Source organism: Novispirillum itersonii subsp. itersonii ATCC 12639 (genome assembly GCF_000381985.1).
In the GTDB taxonomy this organism is placed as follows: domain Bacteria; phylum Pseudomonadota; class Alphaproteobacteria; order Rhodospirillales; family Rhodospirillaceae; genus Novispirillum; species Novispirillum itersonii.
This window is the reverse complement of record NZ_KB907343.1, coordinates 113,776-137,732: the sequence shown is the minus strand read 5'-3', so window position 1 is coordinate 137,732 and position 23,957 is coordinate 113,776. Positions and strand designations below refer to the sequence as shown.

At 63.3% G+C, this 23,957-nt stretch carries 22 protein-coding genes and 1 pseudogene; 12 read left to right on the top strand and 11 right to left on the bottom strand.

All coding sequences use genetic code 11. From position 1 onward, the window contains the following. Position 1 precedes the first annotated feature (1 nt). Positions 2-505 (bottom strand): Hsp20 family protein, encoded by a 504-nt coding sequence (locus tag G365_RS21310; protein ID WP_019645756.1) that lies wholly within the window; start codon positions 503-505, stop codon positions 2-4. A 223-nt stretch (positions 506-728) separates the two neighbouring features. On the opposite strand from G365_RS21310, the gene G365_RS22990 reads away from it, so the two are divergent. Beyond that, positions 729-1,469 (top strand): class I SAM-dependent methyltransferase, encoded by a 741-nt coding sequence (locus tag G365_RS22990; RefSeq protein WP_169545128.1) that lies wholly within the window; start codon positions 729-731, stop codon positions 1,467-1,469. A 13-nt stretch (positions 1,470-1,482) separates the two neighbouring features. Here G365_RS22990 and mutT read toward each other — a convergent pair whose 3' ends face one another. From mutT to G365_RS0111875, 4 genes and pseudogenes are all read right to left on the bottom strand, one after another. Further along, entirely contained in the window at positions 1,483-1,875 is a 393-nt protein-coding gene (gene mutT / locus G365_RS24635; protein WP_026345308.1) for an 8-oxo-dGTP diphosphatase MutT, read from the bottom strand. 72 nt (positions 1,876-1,947) lie between these two features. After that, a pseudogene (locus tag G365_RS24630) lies at positions 1,948-2,331 on the bottom strand (GNAT family N-acetyltransferase); the annotation flags it as partial. A 31-nt stretch (positions 2,332-2,362) separates the two neighbouring features. Beyond that, positions 2,363-3,595, bottom strand: a complete 1,233-nt coding sequence (argJ, locus tag G365_RS0111880) for a bifunctional glutamate N-acetyltransferase/amino-acid acetyltransferase ArgJ (RefSeq protein ID WP_019645753.1) — start codon at positions 3,593-3,595, stop codon at positions 2,363-2,365. A gap of 114 nt (positions 3,596-3,709) precedes the next feature. After that, complete coding sequence (locus tag G365_RS0111875; protein ID WP_081628531.1) at positions 3,710-4,570, bottom strand: peptidylprolyl isomerase; 861 nt, start codon at positions 4,568-4,570, stop codon at positions 3,710-3,712. 406 nt (positions 4,571-4,976) lie between these two features. Between G365_RS0111875 and secA the strand changes: the two genes are divergently transcribed. Then, on the top strand, positions 4,977-7,664 hold the full coding sequence (secA, locus tag G365_RS0111870; RefSeq protein ID WP_019645751.1) for a preprotein translocase subunit SecA: 2,688 nt from the start codon (positions 4,977-4,979) through the stop codon (positions 7,662-7,664). A gap of 86 nt (positions 7,665-7,750) precedes the next feature. Here the strand turns inward: secA and G365_RS0111865 are convergent, their stop codons facing one another. Further along, complete coding sequence (locus tag G365_RS0111865) at positions 7,751-8,275, bottom strand: hypothetical protein (RefSeq protein WP_155976240.1); 525 nt, start codon at positions 8,273-8,275, stop codon at positions 7,751-7,753. Positions 8,276-8,577: 302 nt separating this feature from the next. On the opposite strand from G365_RS0111865, the gene G365_RS0111860 reads away from it, so the two are divergent. Together G365_RS0111860 and G365_RS0111855 are read left to right on the top strand one after the other, a co-directional pair. Continuing rightward, entirely contained in the window at positions 8,578-8,772 is a 195-nt protein-coding gene (locus G365_RS0111860) for a hypothetical protein (RefSeq protein ID WP_019645749.1), read from the top strand. 45 nt (positions 8,773-8,817) lie between these two features. After that, positions 8,818-9,054 (top strand): hypothetical protein, encoded by a 237-nt coding sequence (locus tag G365_RS0111855; protein ID WP_019645748.1) that lies wholly within the window; start codon positions 8,818-8,820, stop codon positions 9,052-9,054. Between the two features lie 89 nt (positions 9,055-9,143). On the opposite strand, the gene G365_RS22985 is transcribed toward G365_RS0111855, so the two are convergent. After that, the gene (locus tag G365_RS22985) at positions 9,144-10,328 is read right to left on the bottom strand and encodes a hypothetical protein (protein WP_019645747.1); all 1,185 of its coding nucleotides are present in this window, start codon (positions 10,326-10,328) and stop codon (positions 9,144-9,146) included. Between the two features lie 334 nt (positions 10,329-10,662). Between G365_RS22985 and thrC the strand changes: the two genes are divergently transcribed. The 3 genes from thrC (at position 10,663) to G365_RS22980 (ending at position 15,941) form a co-directional block, all read left to right on the top strand. Further along, positions 10,663-12,063, top strand: a complete 1,401-nt coding sequence (gene thrC / locus G365_RS0111845; RefSeq protein WP_026345307.1) for a threonine synthase — start codon at positions 10,663-10,665, stop codon at positions 12,061-12,063. Then, the gene (locus G365_RS0111840) at positions 12,060-13,319 is read left to right on the top strand and encodes a M16 family metallopeptidase (RefSeq protein WP_019645745.1); all 1,260 of its coding nucleotides are present in this window, start codon (positions 12,060-12,062) and stop codon (positions 13,317-13,319) included. Before thrC ends, G365_RS0111840 begins: the two co-directional genes overlap by 4 nt. A 162-nt stretch (positions 13,320-13,481) precedes the next feature. Continuing rightward, entirely contained in the window at positions 13,482-15,941 is a 2,460-nt protein-coding gene (locus tag G365_RS22980; protein WP_019645744.1) for a hybrid sensor histidine kinase/response regulator, read from the top strand. 57 nt (positions 15,942-15,998) lie between these two features. Here the strand turns inward: G365_RS22980 and G365_RS0111830 are convergent, their stop codons facing one another. Next, complete coding sequence (locus G365_RS0111830; protein ID WP_019645743.1) at positions 15,999-16,412, bottom strand: MucR family transcriptional regulator; 414 nt, start codon at positions 16,410-16,412, stop codon at positions 15,999-16,001. A gap of 115 nt (positions 16,413-16,527) precedes the next feature. Here G365_RS0111830 and G365_RS0111825 point away from each other — a divergent pair, with 115 nt between their 5' ends. Further along, the gene (locus tag G365_RS0111825; RefSeq protein ID WP_019645742.1) at positions 16,528-16,770 is read left to right on the top strand and encodes a sulfurtransferase TusA family protein; all 243 of its coding nucleotides are present in this window, start codon (positions 16,528-16,530) and stop codon (positions 16,768-16,770) included. A 22-nt stretch (positions 16,771-16,792) separates the two neighbouring features. Here G365_RS0111825 and rimI read toward each other — a convergent pair whose 3' ends face one another. The 3 genes from rimI to ddpX are packed head-to-tail and all read right to left on the bottom strand — an operon-like array spanning position 16,793 to position 18,512. Then, the gene (gene rimI, locus G365_RS0111820) at positions 16,793-17,266 is read right to left on the bottom strand and encodes a ribosomal protein S18-alanine N-acetyltransferase (protein WP_019645741.1); all 474 of its coding nucleotides are present in this window, start codon (positions 17,264-17,266) and stop codon (positions 16,793-16,795) included. After that, entirely contained in the window at positions 17,263-17,949 is a 687-nt protein-coding gene (tsaB, locus tag G365_RS0111815; RefSeq protein ID WP_019645740.1) for a tRNA (adenosine(37)-N6)-threonylcarbamoyltransferase complex dimerization subunit type 1 TsaB, read from the bottom strand. Before tsaB ends, rimI begins: the two co-directional genes overlap by 4 nt. Further along, a complete protein-coding gene (ddpX, locus tag G365_RS0111810; protein WP_019645739.1) occupies positions 17,949-18,512 on the bottom strand; it encodes a D-alanyl-D-alanine dipeptidase in 564 nt (187 codons plus the stop codon). Before ddpX ends, tsaB begins: the two co-directional genes overlap by 1 nt. 240 nt (positions 18,513-18,752) lie before the next feature. Here ddpX and lepA point away from each other — a divergent pair, with 240 nt between their 5' ends. The 4 genes from lepA (at position 18,753) to G365_RS0111790 (ending at position 23,949) form a co-directional block, all read left to right on the top strand. Beyond that, complete coding sequence (gene lepA / locus G365_RS0111805) at positions 18,753-20,558, top strand: translation elongation factor 4 (RefSeq protein ID WP_019645738.1); 1,806 nt, start codon at positions 18,753-18,755, stop codon at positions 20,556-20,558. A gap of 476 nt (positions 20,559-21,034) precedes the next feature. After that, positions 21,035-21,763: a heme ABC exporter ATP-binding protein CcmA gene (gene ccmA, locus G365_RS0111800; protein ID WP_019645737.1), complete on the top strand. Its 729-nt coding sequence runs from the start codon at positions 21,035-21,037 to the stop codon at positions 21,761-21,763. Positions 21,764-21,765: 2 nt separating this feature from the next. Then, positions 21,766-22,431 carry a heme exporter protein CcmB gene (gene ccmB, locus G365_RS0111795; RefSeq protein WP_019645736.1) on the top strand — a complete coding sequence of 222 codons (666 nt, stop codon included), beginning with the start codon at positions 21,766-21,768 and terminating at the stop codon, positions 22,429-22,431. 441 nt (positions 22,432-22,872) lie between these two features. After that, entirely contained in the window at positions 22,873-23,949 is a 1,077-nt protein-coding gene (locus G365_RS0111790) for a sensor histidine kinase (protein ID WP_155976239.1), read from the top strand. Positions 23,950-23,957 lie beyond the last annotated feature (8 nt).

The window sequence follows — 23,957 nt, the reverse complement described above, 5'->3', positions numbered from 1 at the left end:
ATTACCGCCCTGTCGGACGGCCCAGCGGTGCCAGATCAATCATCGGGGATTGTTCCGGCGGGGTGGGGGCGGCACCGGCCGGTCCGGGTCTGCCGCTGCGCTCGATCTTGATCTGCCGGACAACCGGCTCGGGGATCGGGCGGGCCAGATCAATATGCAGCAGGCCATTATCCAGATGGGCCCCGCAGACCTCAATCCCTTCGGCCAGCACGAAGCTGCGCTGGAACTGGCGGGACGCGATCCCCCGGTGCAGGTAGACCCGTTCCTGATCGTCCGGGCGCTGTCGCCCGCGGATGACCAGCTGGTTGTCTTCGGTGGTGACGCTCAGATCCTCATCGCAGAACCCGGCGACGGCCAGCGTGATGCGCAGGCGATGTTCGCCGATCTGTTCGATATTATAGGGCGGATAGCCTTCCGCAGAGCTTTTGGACACGCGGTCCAGCACGCGCTCGACATGGTCAAAGCCCAGCAGCAGCGGGCTGTTGAAAACGGAAAGTCGGGTCACCGGAAACCTCCCTGAGCGTCTCGGTTGTCATCTCTGTTTCTCGATCCCCGCTCCGCAGCGGCCCGGATGTCCGGCACCGGCGTCGGGGTAGGGGCGGCACTCTTGCTTGCCGGGGCAATCCTGACATGGCATTGCCTGTGGTAATGTCGGTCTGTCTGCCGGGTGCGTCAAGAGGCGGCGACAGGGGGCCCGTATTGCGACGCGGGGAACAGGAGGGATGGAGGTGAGTGTGACAGAGCAGAATGAGCCGCCAGCCTTTGCCGATACACTGGGCGATATCCTGTATCCGTCCCGCCTGCCGGAGACAGAGGGCGGGCTTGATGGCAGTCTGCTGACCCGGATCGCGGGAAGCTATGATTTCACCCTTGATCGGGCCGGGGCATCTCCGGCGGCGGTGCTGTGGCGCAGCCGCCGGGCCCAGACGCTGCGCTTCGGGCGTCTGCTGGGGCTGCTGGGGCGGGACCGTCTGGGGCCGCTGGCCGGTGCCGGTCCGGTCAGTATTGCCGATATGGGGTGTGGCTATGGCGCGCTGTTCGGCTGGCTGCGCTGGCGGCCCTGCCTGTGGCGGGGGACCTATACCGGCTATGACCTCAGCCCGCGGATGATTGCCACCGCCCAGCAGCGGTATGGCCGGGATCGCCGGGCCCGGTTCGTGCTGACTGCCGAACCGCAGGAGGATGCCGATTATTATCTGGCGTCCGGTCTGTTCGGTCTGCGGCTGGATGTGCCGGGGGACCGCTGGGAGCGCTGGTGCCGGGGGATGCTGACCGCGATGGCGGCACGCAGCCGTCGGGGTATGGCCTTTAACATGCTCGATGCCCGGGGTCGGGACCGTCGCCCAACGCTTTATTATGCTGATCCGGCCCCGTACGTGGCTTTTTGCCGGGATGAGCTCGGCGGTGACGTCACCCTGATCGAGGACCGCCACCGTCTTGATTTCACCCTTCTGGTCCGCTGGCGCTGACGCGCCGCACGGATCAGAGCCACATTTCGAGAATCGGGATCAGCGGGATATCCGCCGGGGGCATCGGATACTCCCGCAGCTTCCGCACCGGGACCCAGGCCAGCGCCTGTCCTTCCTGCCCCCGCACCTGTCCCTGCCAGTTCCGGCAGACATAGACCGGCATCAGCAGATGAAAGTCATCATAGCTGTGACTGGCGAAGGTCAGCGGGGCAAGGCAGCTGTTGCGGGTGTCGATGCCCAGTTCTTCCTGTAGCTCGCGCACCAGCGCCTGCTCCGGGGTTTCGCCGGGATCGACCTTTCCGCCGGGGAATTCCCATAGTCCCGCCAGCTGTTTGCCGGGCGGGCGCTGTTGCAGCAGAATCCGGTTATCGGCGTCAACCAGTACGACAGCGCTGACCAGCACCATTTTCCGGGCAGTCAGACGGCGGACCGCGTCGGCTGTGATGGTGGCCTGCGTGACTGCGCCGGTAAAGCCCAGCCGTTGCAGCAGTGTTTCGGCGCGGGCCGGTGCCGTCACGGTCAGAGCCGGGATATGCAGCGTCAGCAGGGCGTATTCCAGAATGGCCCGCAGGGCTTCGGTTCCATAGCCCTGTCCGCGCAGATCTTCGGCAATCACGGCAGAGAGACTGTAGACCCCGTCCTCGGCGGACAGCGACATCAGGCCCGCGAGTCGGTCATCCCCGGTCCGGTGCAGGCACAGCGGAAGGCTCTGGCCGTCTTCACCGTCGGCAAAACCGGGGATCAGGTCTCCCAGCCCGGTAGCGGCAAAGGCGCTGCGGTCCGCCGGAGTCGGCGGGGCAATCCGCAGGCGGGCTGTCTGAAGCGGAAAGACGGCTGAGCAGCCGTCTTCCCCCAGATCCATCGTCAGATCAATCACGGTGTTTTCCGCCGGATCAGCTGCGGTAGGAGCCGTTGATATCGATGTAGTCGTGGGTCAGATCGCAGGTCCAGACCACGGCCTTGCCGTCAGCAATGCCGACGTCAGCTTCGATCACGATGTTCTGGCCCTTCATGTGGGCGACCACCGGGGTTTCGTCATACCCCGGCACGGCCAGACCGTTCCGGGCAACTTCGGTGCCACCGATGCGGATGCACAGCTTGTCGCGGTTGGCTTTCTGGCCGGACTTGCCGACGGCCATCACCACGCGGCCCCAGTTGGCGTCCTCGCCGGAGATGGCGGTCTTGACCAGCGGGCTGTTGGCGATGGCGAGGCCAATGATGCGGGCCGCTTTCGACGATTCGGCACCGGTGACCCGGATCTCAACGAACTTAGAGGCGCCTTCGCCGTCTTTCACCACCTGATGCGACAGGTCGGTCAGCAGGTCGAACAGCTTTTCCTTAAAATCTTTCAGCAGCTTATCACCGGCCTTTTCCGGCTGCTTGTTCCCGGCGGTGCCGGTGGCGAACAGCAGCAGGGTATCGGAGGTGGAGGTGTCACCGTCAACGGTGATGCTGTTGAAGGAGCGGTCAGCCCCCTTCTTCAGCAGGGATTGCAGGACCTCTGCCGGGATTGCGGCATCGGTCACCACATAGGCCAGCATGGTTGCCATGTCCGGGGCGATCATGCCCGAGCCCTTGGCGATGCCGTTGATGGTGACCTTGGTCTTGCCGATCATGGCGGTGCGGGTGGCCGCCTTGGGGAAGGTGTCCGTGGTCATGATGGCGCGGGCGGCACGTTCCCAGTCTTCCCCCTTCAGGTGGCGGGCAACGTCCGGCAGGGCGCGGGTGATTTTTTCGTCGGGCAGGAACTCGCCGATGGTCCCGGTCGAGGACACATAGACCTCGGTTTCCTTGCAGCCGAACACGGCAGCAGCGGCTTCTACAGTGCGGCGGACCGAGGCCACGCCCTTTTCGCCGGTGAAGGCGTTGGCGTTACCCGCATTGACCACCACCACGCGGCCACGGCCTTTCTTCAGGGCATGGGCGCACCAGTCCACCGGGGCGGAGCGGGTCTTGGAGGTGGTCAGGACCCCGGCGGCGGCGGTTCCGGCGGGCAGTTCCAGCACCAGAAGGTCGGTGCGGTCCTTGTAACGGATGCCGCAGGCGTGGGCGGCAAAGCGCACACCGGCGAGCACCGGCAGGGACGGAAACGCGGCAGGCGCCAGCGGGGAAACCTTGTCAGCCATGACGGGCGGGTCCTTGAAAGAAGCCAGAAAGGAAAACCGGGACAGAGAGGGGGATATTAAGGGCAGGGCAGTAAAACCGGCCCCCACCCGGTGGCAGGGGCCGGAGTAACGGTCTTACTGGGCGGCCTTGGTGCCATCCAGATTGAAGGTTTCCACCTTCGATTTGACGCGCAGATCCTTGATCACCGCAGCGGCCTCGGCCTGAGCCACTTCGCCACGCAGCTGCGGGGCGATTTCCTCAAACTTCGGCGGCTGCACCTTGCGGCGCTCTTCCACCTTGATGATGTGCCAGCCGAACTGGGTCTTGACCGGGGCCTTGGACAGCTCGCCCGCCTTCATGCCGAAAGCGGCTTCGGAGAATTCCGGCACCATGTCGCCCTTGCGGAAGAAGCCGAGGTCGCCGCCGTTGGCCGCACCCGGATCCTTGCTGTCAGACTTGGCGAGGTCTTCAAACTTGGCGCCGCCGTTCAGCTTGCCGATCAGGTCTTTCGCCTTGTCTTCGCTCTCCACCAGAATGTGACGGGCGCGGACTTCTTCCTCATCCGGGGTGGTCTTGATCAGCTGATCATAGGCGGCCTTCACCTTGTCGTCGGTGACGCGCTTTTCCACGGTCTTGCCAAGCCAGGCGCGGCGGATCAGCTCGGATTCCATGTCCTTCAGCTGGGCCTTGACGTCGGCATCATTCTGCATCTTCGCCTTGCGGGCTTCTTTTTCCATCAGACGCTGGTCGATGGCGCGGTCAAGCAGGCCCTTGTAGACGGCATCCAGCGGCACCTGACCCAGCTGCGGGTACTGGGCGGCCATCTGCAGCTTCAGCGCCTCAAGGTCGGCGCGGGTGATCTTTTCACCGTCAACGGTGGCGACGACCGTGGCGTCGGCAGCGCCGGCGGCAAAGGCCGGGGCAGTGAAACCGACGGACAGGGCAATGGCAGCCCCAAGGGTAACGCCGCGCAGGGCGGAAAACGACATGGACATAAAGCCTCACCGGGAGATGTCGTGACATGACGGCGGCGCGGCTCCGCCGGGACCGATCCCGGCCGGGGGCGCGTCGCCCGGCGGCTACCTGACCACAGCTGTCAGCCGGGTGCAAGTGCTTCGCGGGGCACAGCATCCATCCCCGCCGATGAACCTTTGGTGAATGATCGTCTGCACCGGTTGTCACCGGGATGGGTGTGGCTGTGCCCCGCCACTGGCCAGCGACGGTTTTATCGGGCTTTTCCGTCTCTGTTGCCCCACCGTCGATTGACACGTTCCGGCTGGCGCTCTATGTGTGGGAACGTCCCTGAAAAGGGGTTTTGGGGAACACGTCCCGGCGGCCCGCCCAGCCTGCCCGACAGCCCGGAAACGGAGCCACGCCGGAAGACGACAGCAAGAGGTATGCATGTTCGGCGCCATTGCCCGGCGGCTCTTTGGAACCGCGAACGACCGTTTCGTCAAGTCCATCCGCAAGATCGTGGATGACATCAACGCGCTGGAGCCGAGCCTGCAGGCGCTGTCGGATGAGGATCTGCGCCACCGCACGGTGCTGTTCCGCGAACGGTTGGAAAAGGGTGAAACCCTTGATGATCTGCTGGTCGAAGCCTTCGCCACCGTGCGCGAGGCCTCCCGCCGGGTCATGGGGATGCGTCATTTTGATGTCCAGATGCTGGGCGGCATCGTGCTGCATCAGGGCCGGATTGCTGAAATGAAGACCGGGGAAGGTAAGACCCTGGTGGCGACCCTGCCGACCTACCTCAACGCCCTGACCGGCAAGGGTGTGCACGTGGTGACGGTCAATGACTATCTCGCCAGCCGCGACTGCGACTGGATGGGGCGTCTGTACCGTTTCCTCGGCCTGACCGTCGGCTGTATCACCCACGACCTCAGCGATATGCAGCGTCAGCAGGCCTATGCCTGTGACATCACCTACGGCACCAACAACGAACTCGGCTTCGATTATCTGCGCGACAATATGAAGTTCCGTCTGGAAGAAATGGTCCAGCGGCCTTTCAATTACGCCATCGTTGACGAAGTTGACTCGATTCTGGTCGATGAAGCCCGGACCCCGCTGATCATTTCCGGTCCGTCTGAATCCTCCACTGATCTGTATCTTGCCGTCGATATCCTGATCCGCAATGTCGAGCCCGCCCACTACGAGAAGGATGAAAAGGCCAAGGCCGTCACCTTCACCGAAGACGGGACGGAATTCATGGAGCAGCAGTTCCGCGATGCGGGGCTTCTGCTGGACGGTGGCCTGTATGACATCGCCAACGTCTCGCTGGTCCACCATGCCCAGCAGGCGCTGCGGGCCCATGTGCTGTTCACCCGCGATGTCGATTACATCGTGAAGGACGGCAAGGTGATCATCATCGATGAGTTCACCGGCCGCATGATGGAAGGCCGCCGCTATTCCGAAGGCCTGCATCAGGCGCTGGAAGCCAAGGAGCGGGTGGCGATCCAGAACGAGAACCAGACGCTGGCCTCGATCACCTTCCAGAACTATTTCCGCCTGTATCCGAAGCTGGCGGGCATGACCGGTACGGCAATGACCGAAGCCGGTGAATTTGCCGAGATCTACAGCCTTGAAGTGGTGGAGATGCCCACCAACCGGGTCTTTGCCCGTGATGATCAGGACGATGAGGTCTACCGCACCGCCCGCGAGAAGTATGCCGCCATCGCTGATCTGGTTGAGGAATGCTACAAGCGCGGTCAGCCCTGTCTGGTTGGCACCACCTCGATCGAAAAGTCGGAATATCTGGCCGATCTGCTCCGTAAGGATAAGAAGATCGAACCCCGTGTTCTGAACGCCCGTTATCATGAGCAGGAAGCCTATATCGTCTCGCAGGCCGGGGTGCCGGGGGCGGTGACCATCGCCACCAACATGGCTGGCCGCGGCACCGATATCCAGCTGGGCGGCAACCTTGAAATGCGGGTGGCGGTTGAGCTGCACGACGTTACCGACGAGGCAGAGCGCGCCCGCCGGACCGAAGAGATCAAAGCCGATATCGCTGCCAAGAAAGAGCAGGCGCTGGCGGCAGGCGGTCTGTTCGTGATCGGTACGGAGCGTCACGAAAGCCGCCGTATCGACAACCAGCTGCGTGGCCGTTCCGGCCGTCAGGGCGACCCGGGGGCATCCCGCTTTTTCCTGTCGCTGGAAGATGACCTGATGCGCATCTTCGGGTCGGAGCGGATGGATGGCATGCTCCAGAAGCTGGGCCTGAAGGAAGGCGAAGCCATCATCCACCCGTGGATCAACAAAGCGCTGGAAAAGGCCCAGCAGAAGGTTGAGGCACGGAACTTTGATATCCGTAAGAACCTGCTGAAGTTTGACGACGTGATGAATGACCAGCGCAAGGTCATTTATGAACAGCGCCGCGAACTGATGCGGGTTGAGGACGTCGCGCAGGACGTTAAGGAAATGCGCGAGGAAGTGGTCCGGGATCTGGTGACCCGTTGCATTCCTGAAAAGGCGATGCCGGAGCAGTGGAACATCGCCACCCTGCACGAAGAATGCCTGCGTCTGTTCAATCTTGATCTGCCGGTCAAGGAATGGGCGCGGGAAGAAGGCATCGGCGAGGAAGAGATCGAACACCGCGTGATGACGGCGATCGACCAGAAGATGGCAGCCAAGGTTGCCAACTACGGGGCCGATATCTGGCGGATGGTGGAAAAGAGCCTGCTGCTGCAGATTCTGGATGCGACCTGGAAAGATCATCTGCTGCAGCTTGATCATCTGCGTCAGGGGATTTCGCTGCGGGCCTATGCCCAGCGTGACCCGCTGAACGAGTATAAGAGCGAAGCCTTCGAGATGTTCCAGAAGATGCTGGACCATCTGCGTGAAAAGGTGACGCAGACGCTGGCGATGATTGAGTTGCGGACTGAACCGTCAGAAGACGACCTGCGCCCGCATGACGGTGTCCCGATGCAGGAACAGCATGCGGAACCGCAGTCGGCCTTCGGGGCTCCGGTAGGCGGGGCCGCTGCCCGGGATCCGGCAGATCCGTCGACCTGGGGCCGGGTGTCGCGGAATGAGTCGTGCCCCTGTGGGTCCGGTAAGAAATATAAGCACTGCCATGGGACGGCAGCCTGAGACACAGGCCTCGCCGCTGACGGTTGACAGATGCGCCCGGACTCTATGGTCCGGGCGTTTTTGTATGGTCGGCCACAAGGGCTGCTTTATCCGTAGGCTGCGCCGGACTGCCGCAGGCGTTGCAGGGCCTGCGGGCGATGTTGCTCCAACAGCGTGATCACCTCACCCAGCAGGGCAGTGTACTGATCGGCGGGCAGGCGGCGCAGATCCTGCAGGCAGCCTGTTGGCAGCGGGTGCCGTTGCGGGGGCGTCCCGGTGCCGACATAGGGGTGCCACAGGCTGGAAAAGCCGCTGTCAACCGGGGTCAGGCCGCAGTCTGTCAGGGTCGACAGAGAATAACGGACGCTCCGCTGTTGGCGGGATCCACTCCACAGGCTGACGGTCAGGCTGTCGCTGTCACAGTCAACGCGCAGGGTCAGGGGCCGGTTGCGGGCCATGCGCCACAGTGTCCGCAGATAGAGGGCCGTGGGCAGAAGACCGACTCCGGCAGGAAGCAGGGCGAGCGGACCGTGAGCGGCAAACGCCAGTGCCAGCCCGACAAGGGTCAGGCCGCCGATACCGATGGCATGGCCGGACGGAAGCAGGCGGGTGGTCAGGGCAGGCATGGGCATGGCGACTCTGGGGCGGGCACAGACGGCGGAAAAACCGCAGAGACAGTTGCGGCCTTAGCAAATCTTAAAGCATCGGCTGGCACACTAGGCAAACATTTCCCAGTGAGGGGGCCCGGACAGGGACTCTTGAGGGGGGATGGCGCTGGTTTTACTGTTTTCTGGTTTGGGGCTGCCCGGATGTTGCCGCTGCGGTTGCGGTTGCTGCTGTGACGGCTTATCTTCGGGATATGGCCCAGAAGGGCTGCTCCGGCCCGTGATCTGCGACAGATCCGCCGGGCGCCTTCAGAAAACAGGAGGATCCGATGGATTCGGTGGCACTGGCTTCATCCCTTTCGGCAGCGCAGGTGGCCCTGACGCGGCAGGCAGCGGAAATTGGCATGGTGGCGCAGCAGGCGCAGGCGCAGCAGCAGATGGTGCAGATGCTGACAGACAGCACGCAGCAGATGCAGGCAGCGCCCGGCCCCGGCAAAGCGACCCAGGTCGATCTTTCAGTTTAAGGCCTCCTCCCCGGGGCCTGCGACAGGGACAGGCGTAACAGGACGATGAGCGGACCTTCCGGGATTGGTGGCAAAAGACTCGACTCAGCCGGATTTCGTCCGGTCAGCACCGGGGCGGGTGACCCGCGGGCACGGCAGCGGTCGGCTGTTCCGGCCACTTTGTCCGAGGATGCCGCTGTCCGCCGTCCGCGGGAACACCGAGACCGCCAGTTTGTGATGATTGATGGCCGTCAGCTTGACCGGAGCGCCCCACGGGGCACCTATCTCGATGTTCTGATCTGATTGTCCATCCGTAGAGAGATAACAGAGCCGGGCAGATTTTCTCTGCCCGGCTTTTGTTTGCCCAGCTTTTGTCTGCTTGGGGGAAGGGATTACAGGTCCAGCGTGCTGTTGCGCAGGGCACGCAGGACAGAAACGCCGACCTCCTGCGCCTGCCGTCCGATTTCCTCCGGCGAGCTCATCAGTCCGAACTGCTCCCGCCGGACCACCATCACCAGAATGTCGAGCGCCAGTTTCTCACCCGGAACACCGAACAGGCGCAGGTATTTACCGGGGGTGATGGCCGAGACAACCGCGCACAGCAGGGCGACCGTTTGCAGCGGAGTCAGGTTGAGGTCGGTCCGCAGGGTGGAAAATACCGAGACGTTGGCCCCGGCGGCGACAGCGACCATGCGCCGCAGCTGGGCTTTGTCCGGCTGATTCATGTGGCGGCCCAGACTGCCTTTTTCGCAGGCAGCCCAGAGTTCTTCTTCCAGCATCCGCGACGCCACCGGGCGGGCAGCGCCCCGGGCGGCGGTGCCGTGCGGGGATGCTGCGGCACCCGCCGGGCCGTGCGTGGCTGATCCGGTGCCGGTGACCAGCGGCTGTGGCAGGGTCGGCTCCGGCGCTGGGGCCAGTGTCGCCGGAATCCGGCCGGACTGGGCAATCTCGATCAGTTCCGCCGGTTCCCGGATCGCCAGAATACGCGGCCCGAGGGCCCGGACCAGTTGTTCCGGCAGCGGTGCGTAATATGGGATCAGCCGGGCCTGCCATTCGTACAGCAGATGATCGCTGATGGCCCGGTACAGGCGGTCGGCTTTGGTCAGGGGCTTTTTCTTCGGTGCCTGTTTGACCAGACCCAGCCACTCCAGCAGAGTCGGTTTTGCGGGCGGCGGGCGGCGCACCGCCGGTTCCTTCAGGGCCCGGCGGAAGTAGCGGCGGGCGCAGGAGCGCACCACCATGGCAATCACCTGCGACAGGCTGCGGCCACAGCGCAGGGGGTCGGCTTCGGTGATGATCGGGCTTTTATCCGACCGGACCAGCAGGGGGCTGAACGCTTCCGGGTTGGACCGGAAAACCTGAAAGCAGCCGTCAAGCAGCTCGGGGTTATCCAGAATCCGCTCATAAACCTGATCCCGTGGCAGAACCCCCAGAGCCGGTACCAGCTTCTGCAGGGTTACCACCGCCTCCCCGCGCAGAGTCGCGCGCACGGCTGCGGCTGCCTTATGGGCAGACATCCGGTGGTGGGACCGGGGGCGGGGTGTCGGCAGCGTCTGGGGCATCGGGATGGCGTTCATGGGCTGGGACTCCGGCGTTCATGCGGCCTGATGGGGTCTCCCACAGATCAGACAGAATGCCTTAAAACAGGATAGCGCCTTTCCGGGGGTATTCTGTGATGACTGTCACAAAGCACCTGGGCCAAAGCACCCGGACTCCGGGTAAATGGTGGCCGTTTTCACACGGGGCAAGGGCGGCGTGGGGCAAAATAGGGGGATGCGGACCATAGCCCGCAGACCTTTATTCTTTCGTTAAACGCGGTCCGGCGGATTTTCCGGCGCTTCCGCGTTGCCGAAGGGGCGGACTGGCTATAGTCTGTGCGCCTTTTCGATGATGGCGACGGAGTGTGGTGCGGTGAAGTACGTCAGCACACGGGGAAAGGCCCCGGTTCTGGGATTCGATGATGTTCTGCTCAGCGGGCTGGCCCGTGATGGCGGCCTGTATGTTCCGGAAAGCTGGCCGACCTTCTCTGTGACCGAGATGAAACGCCTGCGTGGCCTGTCTTACACCGATCTGGCGGTGGAGGTTATGGCCCCCTTTGTGTCTGACTGCCTGAGCCGCGATGAGCTGGCCGGTCTGGTCGCCCGCGCCTATGCACCGTTCAGTCATACCGCCATTGCTCCGCTGAAGCAGCTGGACACCAATCTGTGGCTGATGGAGCTGTTTTCCGGCCCGACGCTGGCGTTCAAGGATTATGCCCTGCAGTTTCTTGGGCAGGCCTTTGACCATGTGCTGAAAAAGCGCGGGGAGAAGGTGACGATTGTCGGTGCCACCTCCGGCGATACCGGTTCGGCGGCAATTGAAGCCTGCCGTGACCGCGAGGCGATTGATATCTTCATCCTGTTCCCCAATGGCCGGGTGTCCGACGTACAGCGGCGGCAGATGACCACCGTACCGTCGGCCAATGTCCGGTGTCTGGCGCTGGATGGCACCTTTGACGACTGTCAGGATGCGGTGAAGGCGATGTTTAATCACACCGCCTTCCGTGACCGCCACAATCTGTCGGCGGTCAACTCGATCAACTGGGCCCGTATCATGGCGCAGGTGGTCTATTATTTCTGGGCCGGTCTGCGTCTGGGGGCGCCGGAGCGTCCGGTGGCCTTCTCGGTGCCGACCGGCAACTTCGGCAATGTCTTCGCCGGGTTTGTTGCTGAGAAGATGGGGCTGCCGGTGGCGCGTTTCGCGATCGGGTCCAACAGCAATGATATCCTGACCCGGTTCTTTGAAACCGGGGCGATGACCATGGCCGGTGTGGTGCCGACCATCAGTCCGTCGATGGATATTCAGGTCTCGTCGAACTTCGAGCGTCTGCTGTTTGACCTGTGCGGCCGGGATGGGGCTGCGGTGGAACGGATGATGCTGCAGTTCCGTCAGTCCGGCAGCTATGCTCTGGAAGAAACCGCCCTGTCTGCCGCCCGGTCCCGGTTCTCCGGTCTGCGGCTGTCGGATGCCGAGACGCAGGCGGTGATCCGTGAGATTTATGCCGGCACGGGTGAGCTGCTGGACCCGCACAGCGCCATCGGTGTCGAGGCCGGACGTCGCCTGACCGGCGTCGAGCCCGGCACCCCGGTGGTCTGTCTGGCCACGGCCCACCCGGCCAAGTTCCCGCAGGCGGTGCAGGAGGCCTCCGGTGTCTATCCGCAGCTTCCGGCGCGTCTGTCCGATCTGTTTGACCGTCCGGAACGGATGACGGTCATCCCCAATGATGTGGCGGCGATTGAACGGTTCGTCGCCGAGCAAGTGGAGTCACGATGAGCATTACCGTCACCACCCTTCCTAATGGCCTGCGGGTCATGACCGACCGTATGACAACGGTTGAGACCGTGTCGCTGGGGGCCTGGGTGGATGTGGGGACCCGCCATGAGCCGGTGGAGATCAACGGGATCTCTCACCTGCTCGAACACATGGCCTTCAAGGGGACCCAGCGCCGCAGCGCCGCCGCCATCGCCGAGGAAATCGAGAATGTCGGCGGCCATCTCAATGCCTACACCTCGCGGGAGAACACCGCCTATTACGCAAAGGTCCTGAAAGAGGACTCGGCGCTGGCGGTGGACCTGATCGCCGACATCCTCCAGCATTCGGTGTTTGACGCCGAAGAGCTGGCGCGGGAACAGTCGGTGGTGGTGCAGGAAATCAATCAGGCCGAAGATACCCCGGACGACATCGTCTACGATCATTTTCAGGCCACCGCCTATCCGGATCAGGCGATGGGCCGTGCCGTTCTGGGCACCCCGGAGCGGGTGCGCGGCATTACCCGCGATACCCTGAGCCGGTTTATGCGTGATACCTATTCGACCCGGTCGATGGTGCTAGCGGCTGCCGGGAACATTGATCATGACACCTTTGTGCGTCTGGTCGAAAACCAGTTTACCGCCCTGCCGCAGACCGCCCCGGTCCAGCCGGAAGTTGCCCGCTATACCGGTGGTGACTTGCGGGTCGAGAAGGATCTTGAGCAGCTGCACCTGCTGGTCGGCTTTGACGGCGTGTCGTATGAACACCCGCTGTTCTATGCCTCTGCCGTGCTGTCGACCCTTCTGGGCGGTGGCATGTCGTCACGGCTGTTTCAGGAAATCCGCGAAAAGCGGGGTCTGGCCTATTCGGTCTATACCTACACCAGCTCGTACACCGATGGCGGCCTGTTTGGTGTTTACGCCGGGACCGGCGAGGATGAGGCGGCGGAACTGGTGCCGGTTCTGTGTACCGAACTGCGGCGGGTGCTGGATGGCATCAGCCCGGCGGAACTGGCGCGGGCCCGGGCCCAGATCAAGGCCGGTCTGCTGATGGGGCTGGAAAGCCCGTCAAACCGCTGTGAGCAGCTGGCCCGTCATATCCTGTCCTACGGGCGGATTCTGTCGACGGAAGAGCTGGTGGCACAGGTCGAGGCGGTCGATGCTGCCAAAGTGCTGGAAGCGGCGGCCCTGATGCTGAACAGTGCCCCGACCGTCACCGCATTGGGTCCGCAGTCCGGGTTGCCGGATGCGGATGGTTTCCGCGCCCTGCTGGCAGGGTGATGCCGCGCGGGGGCGGCCGGATATTCCGCTTCCCCCGCCCGTGGCCTCATGGCAGGCTGAATGCAGGCTGCTGAGTTCAGCCAGTCTGTCCGGCCCTTTCCCTTCCGTCACTGTGGGGTGCGGGGTGGCAGGTCATACGCAGTATTTGTAACAGGATGGCGGATGCATCCATTGCTCGCCAGTCAGATTGCTGAGGCGTCCGCCGGGACGCCGGACGGCACCCCTGACCTCCAGACCCTTCTCAGACTGGTGGATGCCAGTTACCGCGCCATCGGGGCACCTGCCACCACCGGGCCGGACCAGCAGCCGGAGGCCCGGCCTGATCCGCTGCGGGCACAGGCGGCAGGACAGATCCGTGACCTGCTGGATGCGGTGGGGGAAGGGCTGCTGACGTTCGGTGACGATCTGCGGATCATGGATGCCAATGCCAGCGCCAGTCTGCTGCTGGGCTGCCCGCCGGATACCCTGATCGGGCGGGCACTGCCGGATCTTCTGCCCCGGACCGTGTTGCAGGACTCCACGGTGGCTGAAGATGAGTTCGGGCATGTGGTGCGTCTGCCGCAGGGGACCACCGAGACCGTTTTGCTGGTCAAGCGCGGCGAGCTGCCAGCCATCACCGGGTACCGCCATACGCTGCTGCTGCGCGATATCACCGCGTCGGTCCGGGCGCGGGAAGAGCTGGATCTCAGCCGCCAGCGGTTCCGCGATTATGCGGAGTCGTCTTCCGACTGGCTGTGGGAGGTGGACGACACGTTTACCCTGACACAGGTGATCGGGCCGCAGACATGGCTGCGTGATGCTCTGATGCAGGTCGGCTCGCTGCGGGCTTTGCAGCCGTATTCCGCCAATGATGCCTGTAATGAGTTTGATACCCTGCTGTCAGGGCATGACTCATTCCGGGATCTTCTGTTCCGCTTTACCGATCCTGAAGGCGGCGGGCGGGTGATCAGCCTGAGCGGTAAGCCTGTGTTCAGCGGCAGTGGTCAGTTTCTGGGGTATCGTGGTACTGCTACCGATATCAGCATGCAGGAGCGGACCCGGGAACGTCTGGAGGCGACGGAAGCCAAGCTGATGGCGGCCCTCAGCGGTATTTCCGAAGGGTTTACCCTGTTTGACGGGCAGGACCGGCTGATTTTGTGTAACGTCCGTTATCGGCAGATGTACCCGGATACAGCCGATGTCCTGACCTATGGGATCCGGTTTGAGGATATTGTCCGGATCAGTCTCGAACGTGGGCTGTACCGGGCACCGCCCGGGCGCAGCCTGTCGATGCTGGTGCGCGACCGGCTGGAGTGCCACCGCCGGGCCGACGGTGCCCCCTTTGAGATGTATACGGCGACCGGAAAATGGGTGCGGGTGGTGGAATACCGGACCCCTGACGGCGGGCGGATCGGCCTGCATACCGATATCACCGATACCGTGGCCCTGCAGGCCGCCTTGCAATCGGCCAAGGACGAGGCAGAGGCAGCCAGCCGTGCCAAATCTGAATTTCTGTCGGCGATGAGTCATGAGCTGCGGACCCCGCTGAATGCCGTTCTGGGCTTTGCGCAGCTGTTGGCGGTCAGTCGCCGGGATCCGCTGACCCCGAAACAGATGGAGCATGTTGACCACATCCGCCGGAGCGGCAATCACCTGCTGACCCTGATCAACGAGGTGCTGGATCTGGCCCGTATTGAGTCCGGCACCCTGAGCCTGACCCCGGAGGCGCTGACGGTTGCCTCTCTGGTACAGGACTGTCTGGCGATTGCCCAACCGCTGGCGATGCCGCAGGGGATTCGCCTTGATGTGGCCCCGTCGCTGATCCGCGCCCCGAAAGTTCAGGCTGATTATGTCCGGCTGAAGCAGGTGCTGTTAAATCTGCTCAGCAATGCCATCAAATACAATGTCCCGGAGGGGCAGGTTCTGATCAGTGCCGGGCAGTATCAGTCCTCTGGCCTGAATACGGCGGAACAGGATGACTGGGTCCGGATCCGGGTCTCCGATACCGGTCGTGGGATTCCGCTGGACCGTCAGGGGGCCTTGTTCCAGCCTTTCAACCGGCTTGGGGCTGAAGCCTCCGGGATTGAGGGGACCGGGATCGGGCTGAAAGTGACCCGTGATCTTGTGCAGATGATGGGCGGACGGATCGGTTTTGAAAGCGCGGAAGGGCAGGGGGCGACCTTCTGGGTTGATCTGCCGCTGGCCCCGGTATCATCGCTGACAGCACCGGCAGCGTTGACCGTCGGTGACAGTGCGGATCACCAGCAGGCCCCGGCGCACCGGCGCCTGCTGGTGATTGATCCCCGGCTGGAGGTCGTTTCCGCCCTGCAGACAGCGACGGCAGGTTTGCCCGGTGTCAGTCTGGCCAGTATTCCATCCATGACCGAGGGACTGTTTGCAGCCCATGCGGAGCTGCCGGACGTGATCATTCTGGGGGGCGGGACTGCCGGGGATCTGTCTGAGGCAGGGCCGGGGGCAATCGCCGTGCTGCGCGCAGGCAGTGAAACGGCCCGGGTGCCGCTGATCTTACTGCCCGATGCGGGTGAGATCGACCGCAGGGATGCCGGTGTTTACCGCCTGACCGGTCCGGTGACGGCAGACAGTCTTCGTGCGGTTCTCGAACAGATATTTGCCACACCATAAAGAAACCCCCGCCGGACCGGGTGGTCGGCGGGGGTTAACAGCAGGCCGGTGACCGGATCAGCGGGTCCGGCGGCGGGCCTTGGTGCCAAGGCCGATCTTCTTGGCCAGATCCGAACGGTGGATGGCATAGTTGGGGGCGACCATCGGGTAATCGGCCGGCAGGCCCCAACGTTCACGGTATTCTTCCGGGGTCATGTTGTAAGCGGTCTTCAGGTGCCGCTTCAGCATCTTCAGCTTCTTACCGTCTTCAAGGCAGATGATGTATTCGGGGGTCACCGACTTCTTCACCGGAACGGCAGGCTGCGGCCGCTCGACCTGCACCGGGGCGGAGCCCAGATTGGTGAGGGCGCGGTGCACATCAGAAATCAGCTGCGGCAGATCAGACATCGCAACGCTGTTGTTGCTGACATGAGCGGCAACGATATCGGCGGTCAGCGCAAGAAGATCCTTGTCGATGTACTGGTCGCTCATTCAGGCGGTCCTTATTTTGGGTATGGAAGCGTTTACGGATATTGATGCACGTTTGCACGCTATATATGATGCCACACCATGCTTAGCAACGGTAAAATAGATTAGGACGATTTCTGTGGAAATTTCACCGGATTATTTTCTCGATATCACCGCAGAGATCTGCCCCTTTACCTTTGTTAAGACAAAGTTGATGCTGGAAAAAATGTCCTCCGGACAAACACTGGCTGTAGACCTGCGGGGGGCGGAGCCCCTGCGCAATGTTCCCGCATCGGTGCGGGAGGAAGGGCACACGGTTCTTTCGCTGACACCGGCTGCCGGAGACGGGGTGATGCGGATGCTGATCCGCAAGGGCGGCTGATGCCCTTCCGGTGCGGGGCCGGTCAGGGCAAAGGCCTGACCATGACCACTGCATCCTCCGGGGGTCCGTCCGGGGTGCGGTAGTACTGCTTACGCCGTCCGGCGACAGCAAAGCCAAGGCGCAGATACAGTGCCTGTGCTGCCGCATTACTGTCGGCAACTTCCAGAAAAACCTTCTCTGCTCCCCGGGTGGCCGCAACGGTCATGGCGTCGGCCATCAGGCGGGCGGCCAGCCCCTGCCGACGCCGCTCCGGCGGAATGCCGATGGTCAGGACCTCTGCCTCATCAAGAACGGTGCGGAACAGCACCATCCCGCACGGGCTGCCGCCGTCGGCGGCGATAAGCCCGAAGACAGACGGGTCAGCCAGAAGGGTAGCAAAGTCATCCGCAGACCACGGGTAGGCAAATGCGGTTTCATGCACGGCGGCCAGCACGTCGGCATGCAGCGGGGTCGCGGCAATCAGGTCGGGCACCGGTGCGGGCATCGGGGCGGTCACGGGCGGAGTTGCCCGCCATTGACTGGCAGGGCTGCATCGGGCGGCCGGATATACAGCGGTGCCGGGACCGTGCTCTCAACAGGGCGTTGGCTGGCAATGTCTGCCAGAATCACCGGGTCAGCCAGTGTTTCTCCCAGCCACAGACCCAGTGTGCCGTCTGTCAGCAGGGTTTCCACCAGCGGGCGGGCGTCGCCGCAGGCAACGGCAGGCTGCCCAAGGCGGGCCAGCAGCGGGGCGATGTCGTCCGGGCGCAGGCTGTCGGGCCCGGTCAGCGGCGCAAGGGTGGCGGCATCGAAGGCCTGACAGTACAGATCATCCCGCCGGGCATCAATCAGGGCCAGCAGCACACCCTGCGGGTCTGTCATCATGGTCTGCGCGGCTGTGGCGAACAGGTCCAGCGTGGTCACGCCGGTCACCGGCAGGCCGGTTGCCAGCGCCAGTGCCCGGGCGGTGGCCAGCCCGACCCGGACTCCGGTGAACGAGCCGGGGCCGACGGTGACAGCCAGACGGTCAAGCTGGGGCCAGTCCAGCCCGGCCTGTTCCAGAAGGCCGGAGAGCAGCGGCACCAGTGCCTCAGCCTGTCCGCGCTCCATCCCCAGCCGGGCCTGCGCGAGGATGGTTCCGTCCTGCCAGACGCAGGCGGAACAGCCGTTTCCGGCGGTATCGAAGGCCAGAATGCGCATCAGGGCTCCATCATCCGTGCCCCGGAGGCCGCATCGGTCAGCACCGGATAGCGGGCGCGGGCATTGAACAGCTGATAGTGCCACCATTCTGAGGAATAAAAATCAAATCCGGCGGCGGTCATGATGCCCAGCAGCAGCAGGCGGTTCCGCTGGGCGTCGGCAGAAATACCCTCGGTGACGGCGTGGTGTGACAGCGGGGTGAAGGCATCAAAGGCGGTGCCCATGTCCAGCTCCTGACCGGTGGCGCTGTCAACCAGCGTCAGATCCACCGCTGCCCCCATCGAATGCGGCGAACCACGGTGAGGATCCGCGAGGAATTCCGGGTCGGGGGTATGATCCCAAAGCAGCCACTGGGCTTCTGACGGGCGGTAGGCGTCAAAGATCTTAAAGTGCAGGCCCAGGGCCCGGGCCATGCCGCAGGCTTTGCGCAGATTATCAGCCGCTTCCGGCAGCAGGAAAGCTGCATGGCGGCGGTAGACCGGGGCCCCGGTGAAGTTGTTGGTGGTCGCGTAAGCGATATCAAGATCGACACCGAAGCCTTCGGCGGTGATTTCGACCAGCATTCCTGACATCCGTCTTCGAGATCTGGGGCACTGCGGACCGGCGGGAAAAGGGGGTGGTCCGGCGGGCCGGGGGGAGAGAAGGGGCCACCTTACGGCAGCGCAAACCGGGGCGCCACCGCGAAGTTGCCGCAAGGGGAACGTGAAAACAGCCGGTCAGGGCGCTGCCCCCTGCATACAGCCGTTGCCCGCAGGGCGCTTTGGCCCTATGGTCCCCAATCCCAGAGTCTATTGAACACGGCCATGACCGATCTCAGCCTTATTCGCAACTTCTCCATCATTGCCCACATCGACCACGGTAAGTCCACGCTGGCTGACCGCCTGATCCAGCATTGCGGGGCCCTGACCGACCGCGAAATGAAGGAGCAGGTGCTCGATTCGATGGATATCGAGCGCGAACGCGGCATCACCATCAAGGCGCAGACCGTCCGCCTGCTGTATAAGGCAGCCGATGGGCTGACCTATCAGCTGAACCTGATGGACACCCCGGGCCACGTCGACTTCGCCTATGAGGTCAGCCGGTCGCTGGCAGCCTGTGAAGGCTCGCTGCTGGTCGTCGATGCCTCGCAGGGGGTGGAGGCGCAGACGCTGGCCAACGTTTATCAGGCCATTGACGCCAATCACGAGATCGTCCCGGTTCTGAACAAGATTGACCTGCCCGCCGCTGAGCCGGAGCGGGTGCGCCAGCAGATTGAGGACGTGATCGGCATCGATGCCTCCGAGGCGGTCGAGATTTCTGCCAAGACCGGCCTGAATATCGGCGCGGTGCTGGAAGCGGTGGTCACCCGCCTGCCGCCGCCGCAGGGTGATGTCACCAAGCCGCTGCAGGCTCTGCTGGTCGACAGCTGGTATGACTCCTACCTCGGCGTCATCATTCTGGTCCGTGTCACGGAAGGCCGCCTGAAGAAGGGCATGAAGGTCCGCATGATGCAGACCGGGGCCACCCATACCATCGACCGCGTCGGCGTATTCAGCCCCAAGCTGACCGATCTGCCGGAACTGACCGCCGGTCAGGTCGGTTTCATCATGGCCGGGATCAAAACCGTCGCCGATACCCAGGTCGGGGATACCATCACCGATGACCAGAAGCCTGCCGCCGCGCCGCTGCCGGGCTTCAAGCCGTCGATCCCGGTGGTGTGGTGCGGCCTGTTCCCGGTTGACTCCTCGCAGTATGAACACCTGCGCGACAGCCTTGCCAAGCTGCGGCTGAATGACTCCAGCTTCGACTTCCAGCCGGAAAATTCCGCCGCGCTGGGGTTCGGCTTCCGCTGCGGCTTCCTCGGCCTGCTGCATATGGAAATCATTCAGGAACGTCTGGACCGTGAATTCGATCTGGATCTGATCACCACCGCGCCGTCGGTGGTGTACCGGATGCACATGACCGATGGCGAGGTGAAAGAGCTGCACAACCCGGCAGACTTCCCTGATCCGGTCAAGATCGACCGGATTGAGGAGCCGTGGGTGAAGGCGACCATCATGGTCCCCGATGAATATCTCGGCTCGGTCCTGACCCTGTGCAGCGAACGTCGTGGGGTACAGGTCGATCTGACTTATGTCGGCAACCGCGCGATGGCGGTGTATCGTCTACCGCTGAACGAAATCGTGTTCGATTTCTATGACCGTCTGAAGTCGATCTCCAAGGGTTATGCCAGCTTCGATTACGAAGTGGACGAGTATCTGGAAGGCGAACTGGTGAAAGTCGGCATTCTGGTTAATGCCGAGCCGGTGGATGCGCTGGCCTTCATGGCGCACCGCAGTCAGGCCGAATACCGGGGCCGTCAGATCTGCGAACGTCTGAAGGACCTGATTCCGAAGCACCTGTTCAAGATCCCGATTCAGGCGGCGATCGGCGGTCGGGTGATTGCCCGCGAAACCATCAGCGCCATGCGTAAGGATGTGACCGCCAAGTGTTATGGCGGTGATATCAGCCGTAAGAAAAAGCTGCTCGAAAAGCAGAAGGAAGGCAAAAAGCGGATGCGGCAGTTCGGCAAGGTCGAAATCCCGCAGAACGCCTTCATCGAAGCCCTGCGTATGGGTGAGCCGAAGTAAGCGCTGCGGCGACAGAAACAGCAGGCGGGCGGGGTGTATTCCCCGCCCGTTTTCTTTTCAGCAGCGCGCAGCAGGTGGGCAGGGGGCAGGCAGACAAAACGCCGCGATCACAAAGATACCCCGGCCTCACCCTATTTTCGCCACAGTTGTCCGCCATCTTCTTCAACGTGGACGGCACAGTCCGGCTTTAATCCCCCTGAAGCCGACACCCTCAACCGCTCTGAGGGGCCGCGATTACGGCAGATCCCTTCCCTGTTGCTGCCGCAATCATCATCCACACACGGCGCCGGTGTCCTTGGGTTCGTCCTTCCTACCCTGTCCCCCTCGAACCCGTAAAAGGCACCGGCTGCCGCCGATCTCCCCCCTCCCCGCAGTCGCCGCCTCAGGCGCGTTTGTCTGGAATAGCTCTGATCTGCCGCCGGTTTCAGCCAGTTCCGGCTTCCCCTGCGGGCAGACAGATTCTATTGTCTTGCGCCATGACTGACACATTGATCCCCCCCGCCGTACCGCCTGCCGCCGCTGCCCCGCTGTTTGAAGGGCGTGGCCTGACCTGTATCCGTGGCGACCGGGTGGTGTTCACCGACCTGTCTTTTTCGCTGGCCCCCGGTCAGGCCCTGCTGCTGCTGGGGCCGAACGGATCCGGCAAATCCAGTCTGCTGCGGCTGATGGCCGGGCTGCTGCATCCGGCGCGCGGCGACGTACTGTGGGATGACGAGAGTATTTTCTCTGACCGCGAAGGGCATGGCGCCCGGGCCCGGTACATCGGCCATCAGGATGCGATCAAGCCGGTGCTGACCGTGCGGGAGAATATCGCTTTCTGGGTCCGGCAATGGCAGCCGGAGCGCAGCGCGGCGCAGGCTGATGCGCAGGTCGAGGCGGCGGTGGCCCGCTTTGAGATGGCCCGCCTGCTGGATGTGCCGGGCAAGATGCTGTCTGCCGGGCAGAAGCGCCGCACCAATCTGTCCCGCCTGTTTGCCGCCCCGGCCCCGCTGTGGCTGCTGGACGAGCCGACAACGGCGCTGGACCGGGCCTCGGTCGCGGTGCTGGAGCAGGCGATTGCCGCGCACCGGGCCGCCGGGGGCATGGTGGTGCTGTCGACACATATTGATGTCGCCCTGCCGGGGGCGCAGGAGTTCCATATGGACCGTTTCGCCCCCCGGAACCGTTATGACTGGGATGACGAGACTGACGGGGCGGAGGACTGATCATGGCCGCCTTTCTTGCGATTATCCGCCGGGATCTGCGGCTGGCCCTGCGTCAGGGTTCTGACAGCCTGATGGTGGTGATGTTCTTTGTGCTCACCGTTGTGCTGTTTCCCTTCGGGGTCGGGCCGGAAACCGGGGTGCTGGAGCGGATTGCCGCCGGCGTGCTGTGGGTGACCGCGCTGCTGGCGTCCATGCTGTCCCTCGACCGGCTGTTTCAGGCGGATTATGAGGACGGCTCTCTGGATCTGATCACGCTGTCGCCGGTGCCGCTGTCGCTGCTGGTGATGGGCAAGGTGGCGGCGCACTGGCTGACCACCGGTCTGCCGCTGCTGCTGGCGGCCCCGGTGCTGGCCGTGCTGCTGCATCTTAATCAGGACGGTTTTCTGATCCTGATCGTGGCAATGCTGCTGGGGACGCCGACCCTGTCGCTGATCGGGGCCGTAGGGGCGGCGCTGGTGCTGGGGGCGCGGCGGGGCGGTGTTCTTCTGTCTCTGCTGGTGCTGCCGCTGTATATCCCGGTGCTGGTGTTCGGGGTGTCGGCGGTTGACGCGGCGGTGATGGGCTTTGAAGTCCGGGCCCAGCTGCTGGTTCTGTCGGCAATGCTGCTGTCGGCACTGGCCCTGTGCCCCTGGGCCGCAGCCTCGGCCCTGCGACAGGCCGTGGAGTGACCTGAGCCGACCCTGTCTGAAGCCGGGGCCCAATAGAGGGTTGCCCGCGCCGCTCTTTCCCGTTAGCACTGCCCGGCGGGGCATTAATACCGCCTGCTTCGGGGGAAGCAGACGGCTACGGGGGTTGTCGGACAGAAATGATATCCCATCATGTAGAGCAGGAGCGGATCCGGGTCCTGATGGACTCCAATGGGGTCGGGATTCTGATTGCACTGGCCAATCTGGGGCTGCTGCTCGGCTTTCTGCTGCGCGACAGTGCGCCGTCTCTGCTGCCGCAATGGGGGGTGGTTCTGGCGTTGGTGCTGGTGGCGCGGCTTGGCCTGTTTCTGGCGTATCGTACCCAGAGCCAGCGACTGAGTCCGGCCGGATGGGAATGGGTGCAGACCGCTGCCGCCCTGTTGTCCGGTGGGCTGTGGGGGGGGGCTGCTGTTTGCTCTGCCGGTGGACGCTCTGCCGGAAGACGTGCTGATTGTACTGGCGGTGATCATTGGTACAGCGGCGGGGGCCGCATTTTCTGCCCATGCCAGCCGTCAGGTGGCGGCGATACAGATGATTTCTCTGTTGGGGGTGATGCTGGCCGGGCTGGATCAGCCGTTTCTGCGGCATTATCTGGCGCCGGTGCTGGTGTTCACCGTGCCTTTCTGTCTGTTCCTGCTGTATTACACCTTCCGTTTCAATACCCTGATGAAACAGAGGCTGACGCTTCAGCTGCGCAACGCTGCGCTGCTGGCTGACCTGACGGCGGAGCAGTCGCGTCTTCAGCAGGAAATCGCCGAGCGTCAGCGCAATGCCGAAGCCCTGCAGGCGGCTCATGATGCCAGTCTGCGGGCTGCGGCCGCGAAGGACCGTTTCCTGTCCAGTGTCAGTCACGAACTGCGGACGCCGTTGAATGCAGTGATCGGTTTTGTTGATCTGGTGGTCGATATCTGGCCCGACCCGTTGACCGACCGGCAATCCCGCGCTCTTGAGTCCGTGCGCCAGAGCGGGCGGCACCTGCACGCACTGGTGACGGATATTCTGGATTATTCCAGTTGTCTGCAGGGGGATATGCCGGTGAACTGTCAGCCGGTGTTGCTGCAGGATGTGCTGCCTGACTGCCTGACCGCTTTACAGCCACAGGCGCAGCGGGCCGCGATTCAGCTTCCTGACGGCGATGGCTTTTATCCTGGTCGGGTTTTGGCTGATCCGCGCCGTCTGCGGCAGATTCTGTTCAATCTGCTGGGCAATGCGGTGAAGTATAACCGTGAAGGCGGGGTCGTGATGCTGCGGATTGCCCCCGACGGAGACATGATCCGGATTGAGATTGAAGACAGCGGTGTCGGTATTCCCCCGATGCAGCGTGACCGTCTGTTTGAGGCCTTTAACCGCCTCGGGCGTGAAGCCAGTTCGATTGAAGGCTCCGGGCTGGGGTTGGCTCTGTCCCGGCGTCTGACTGAGCTGATGGGCGGAACGTTGGACTACGTTCCTGCGGACGGCGGCGGCAGCCTCTTCATTCTGGCCTTACCGTCAGCGGCCTGATGGGGCCG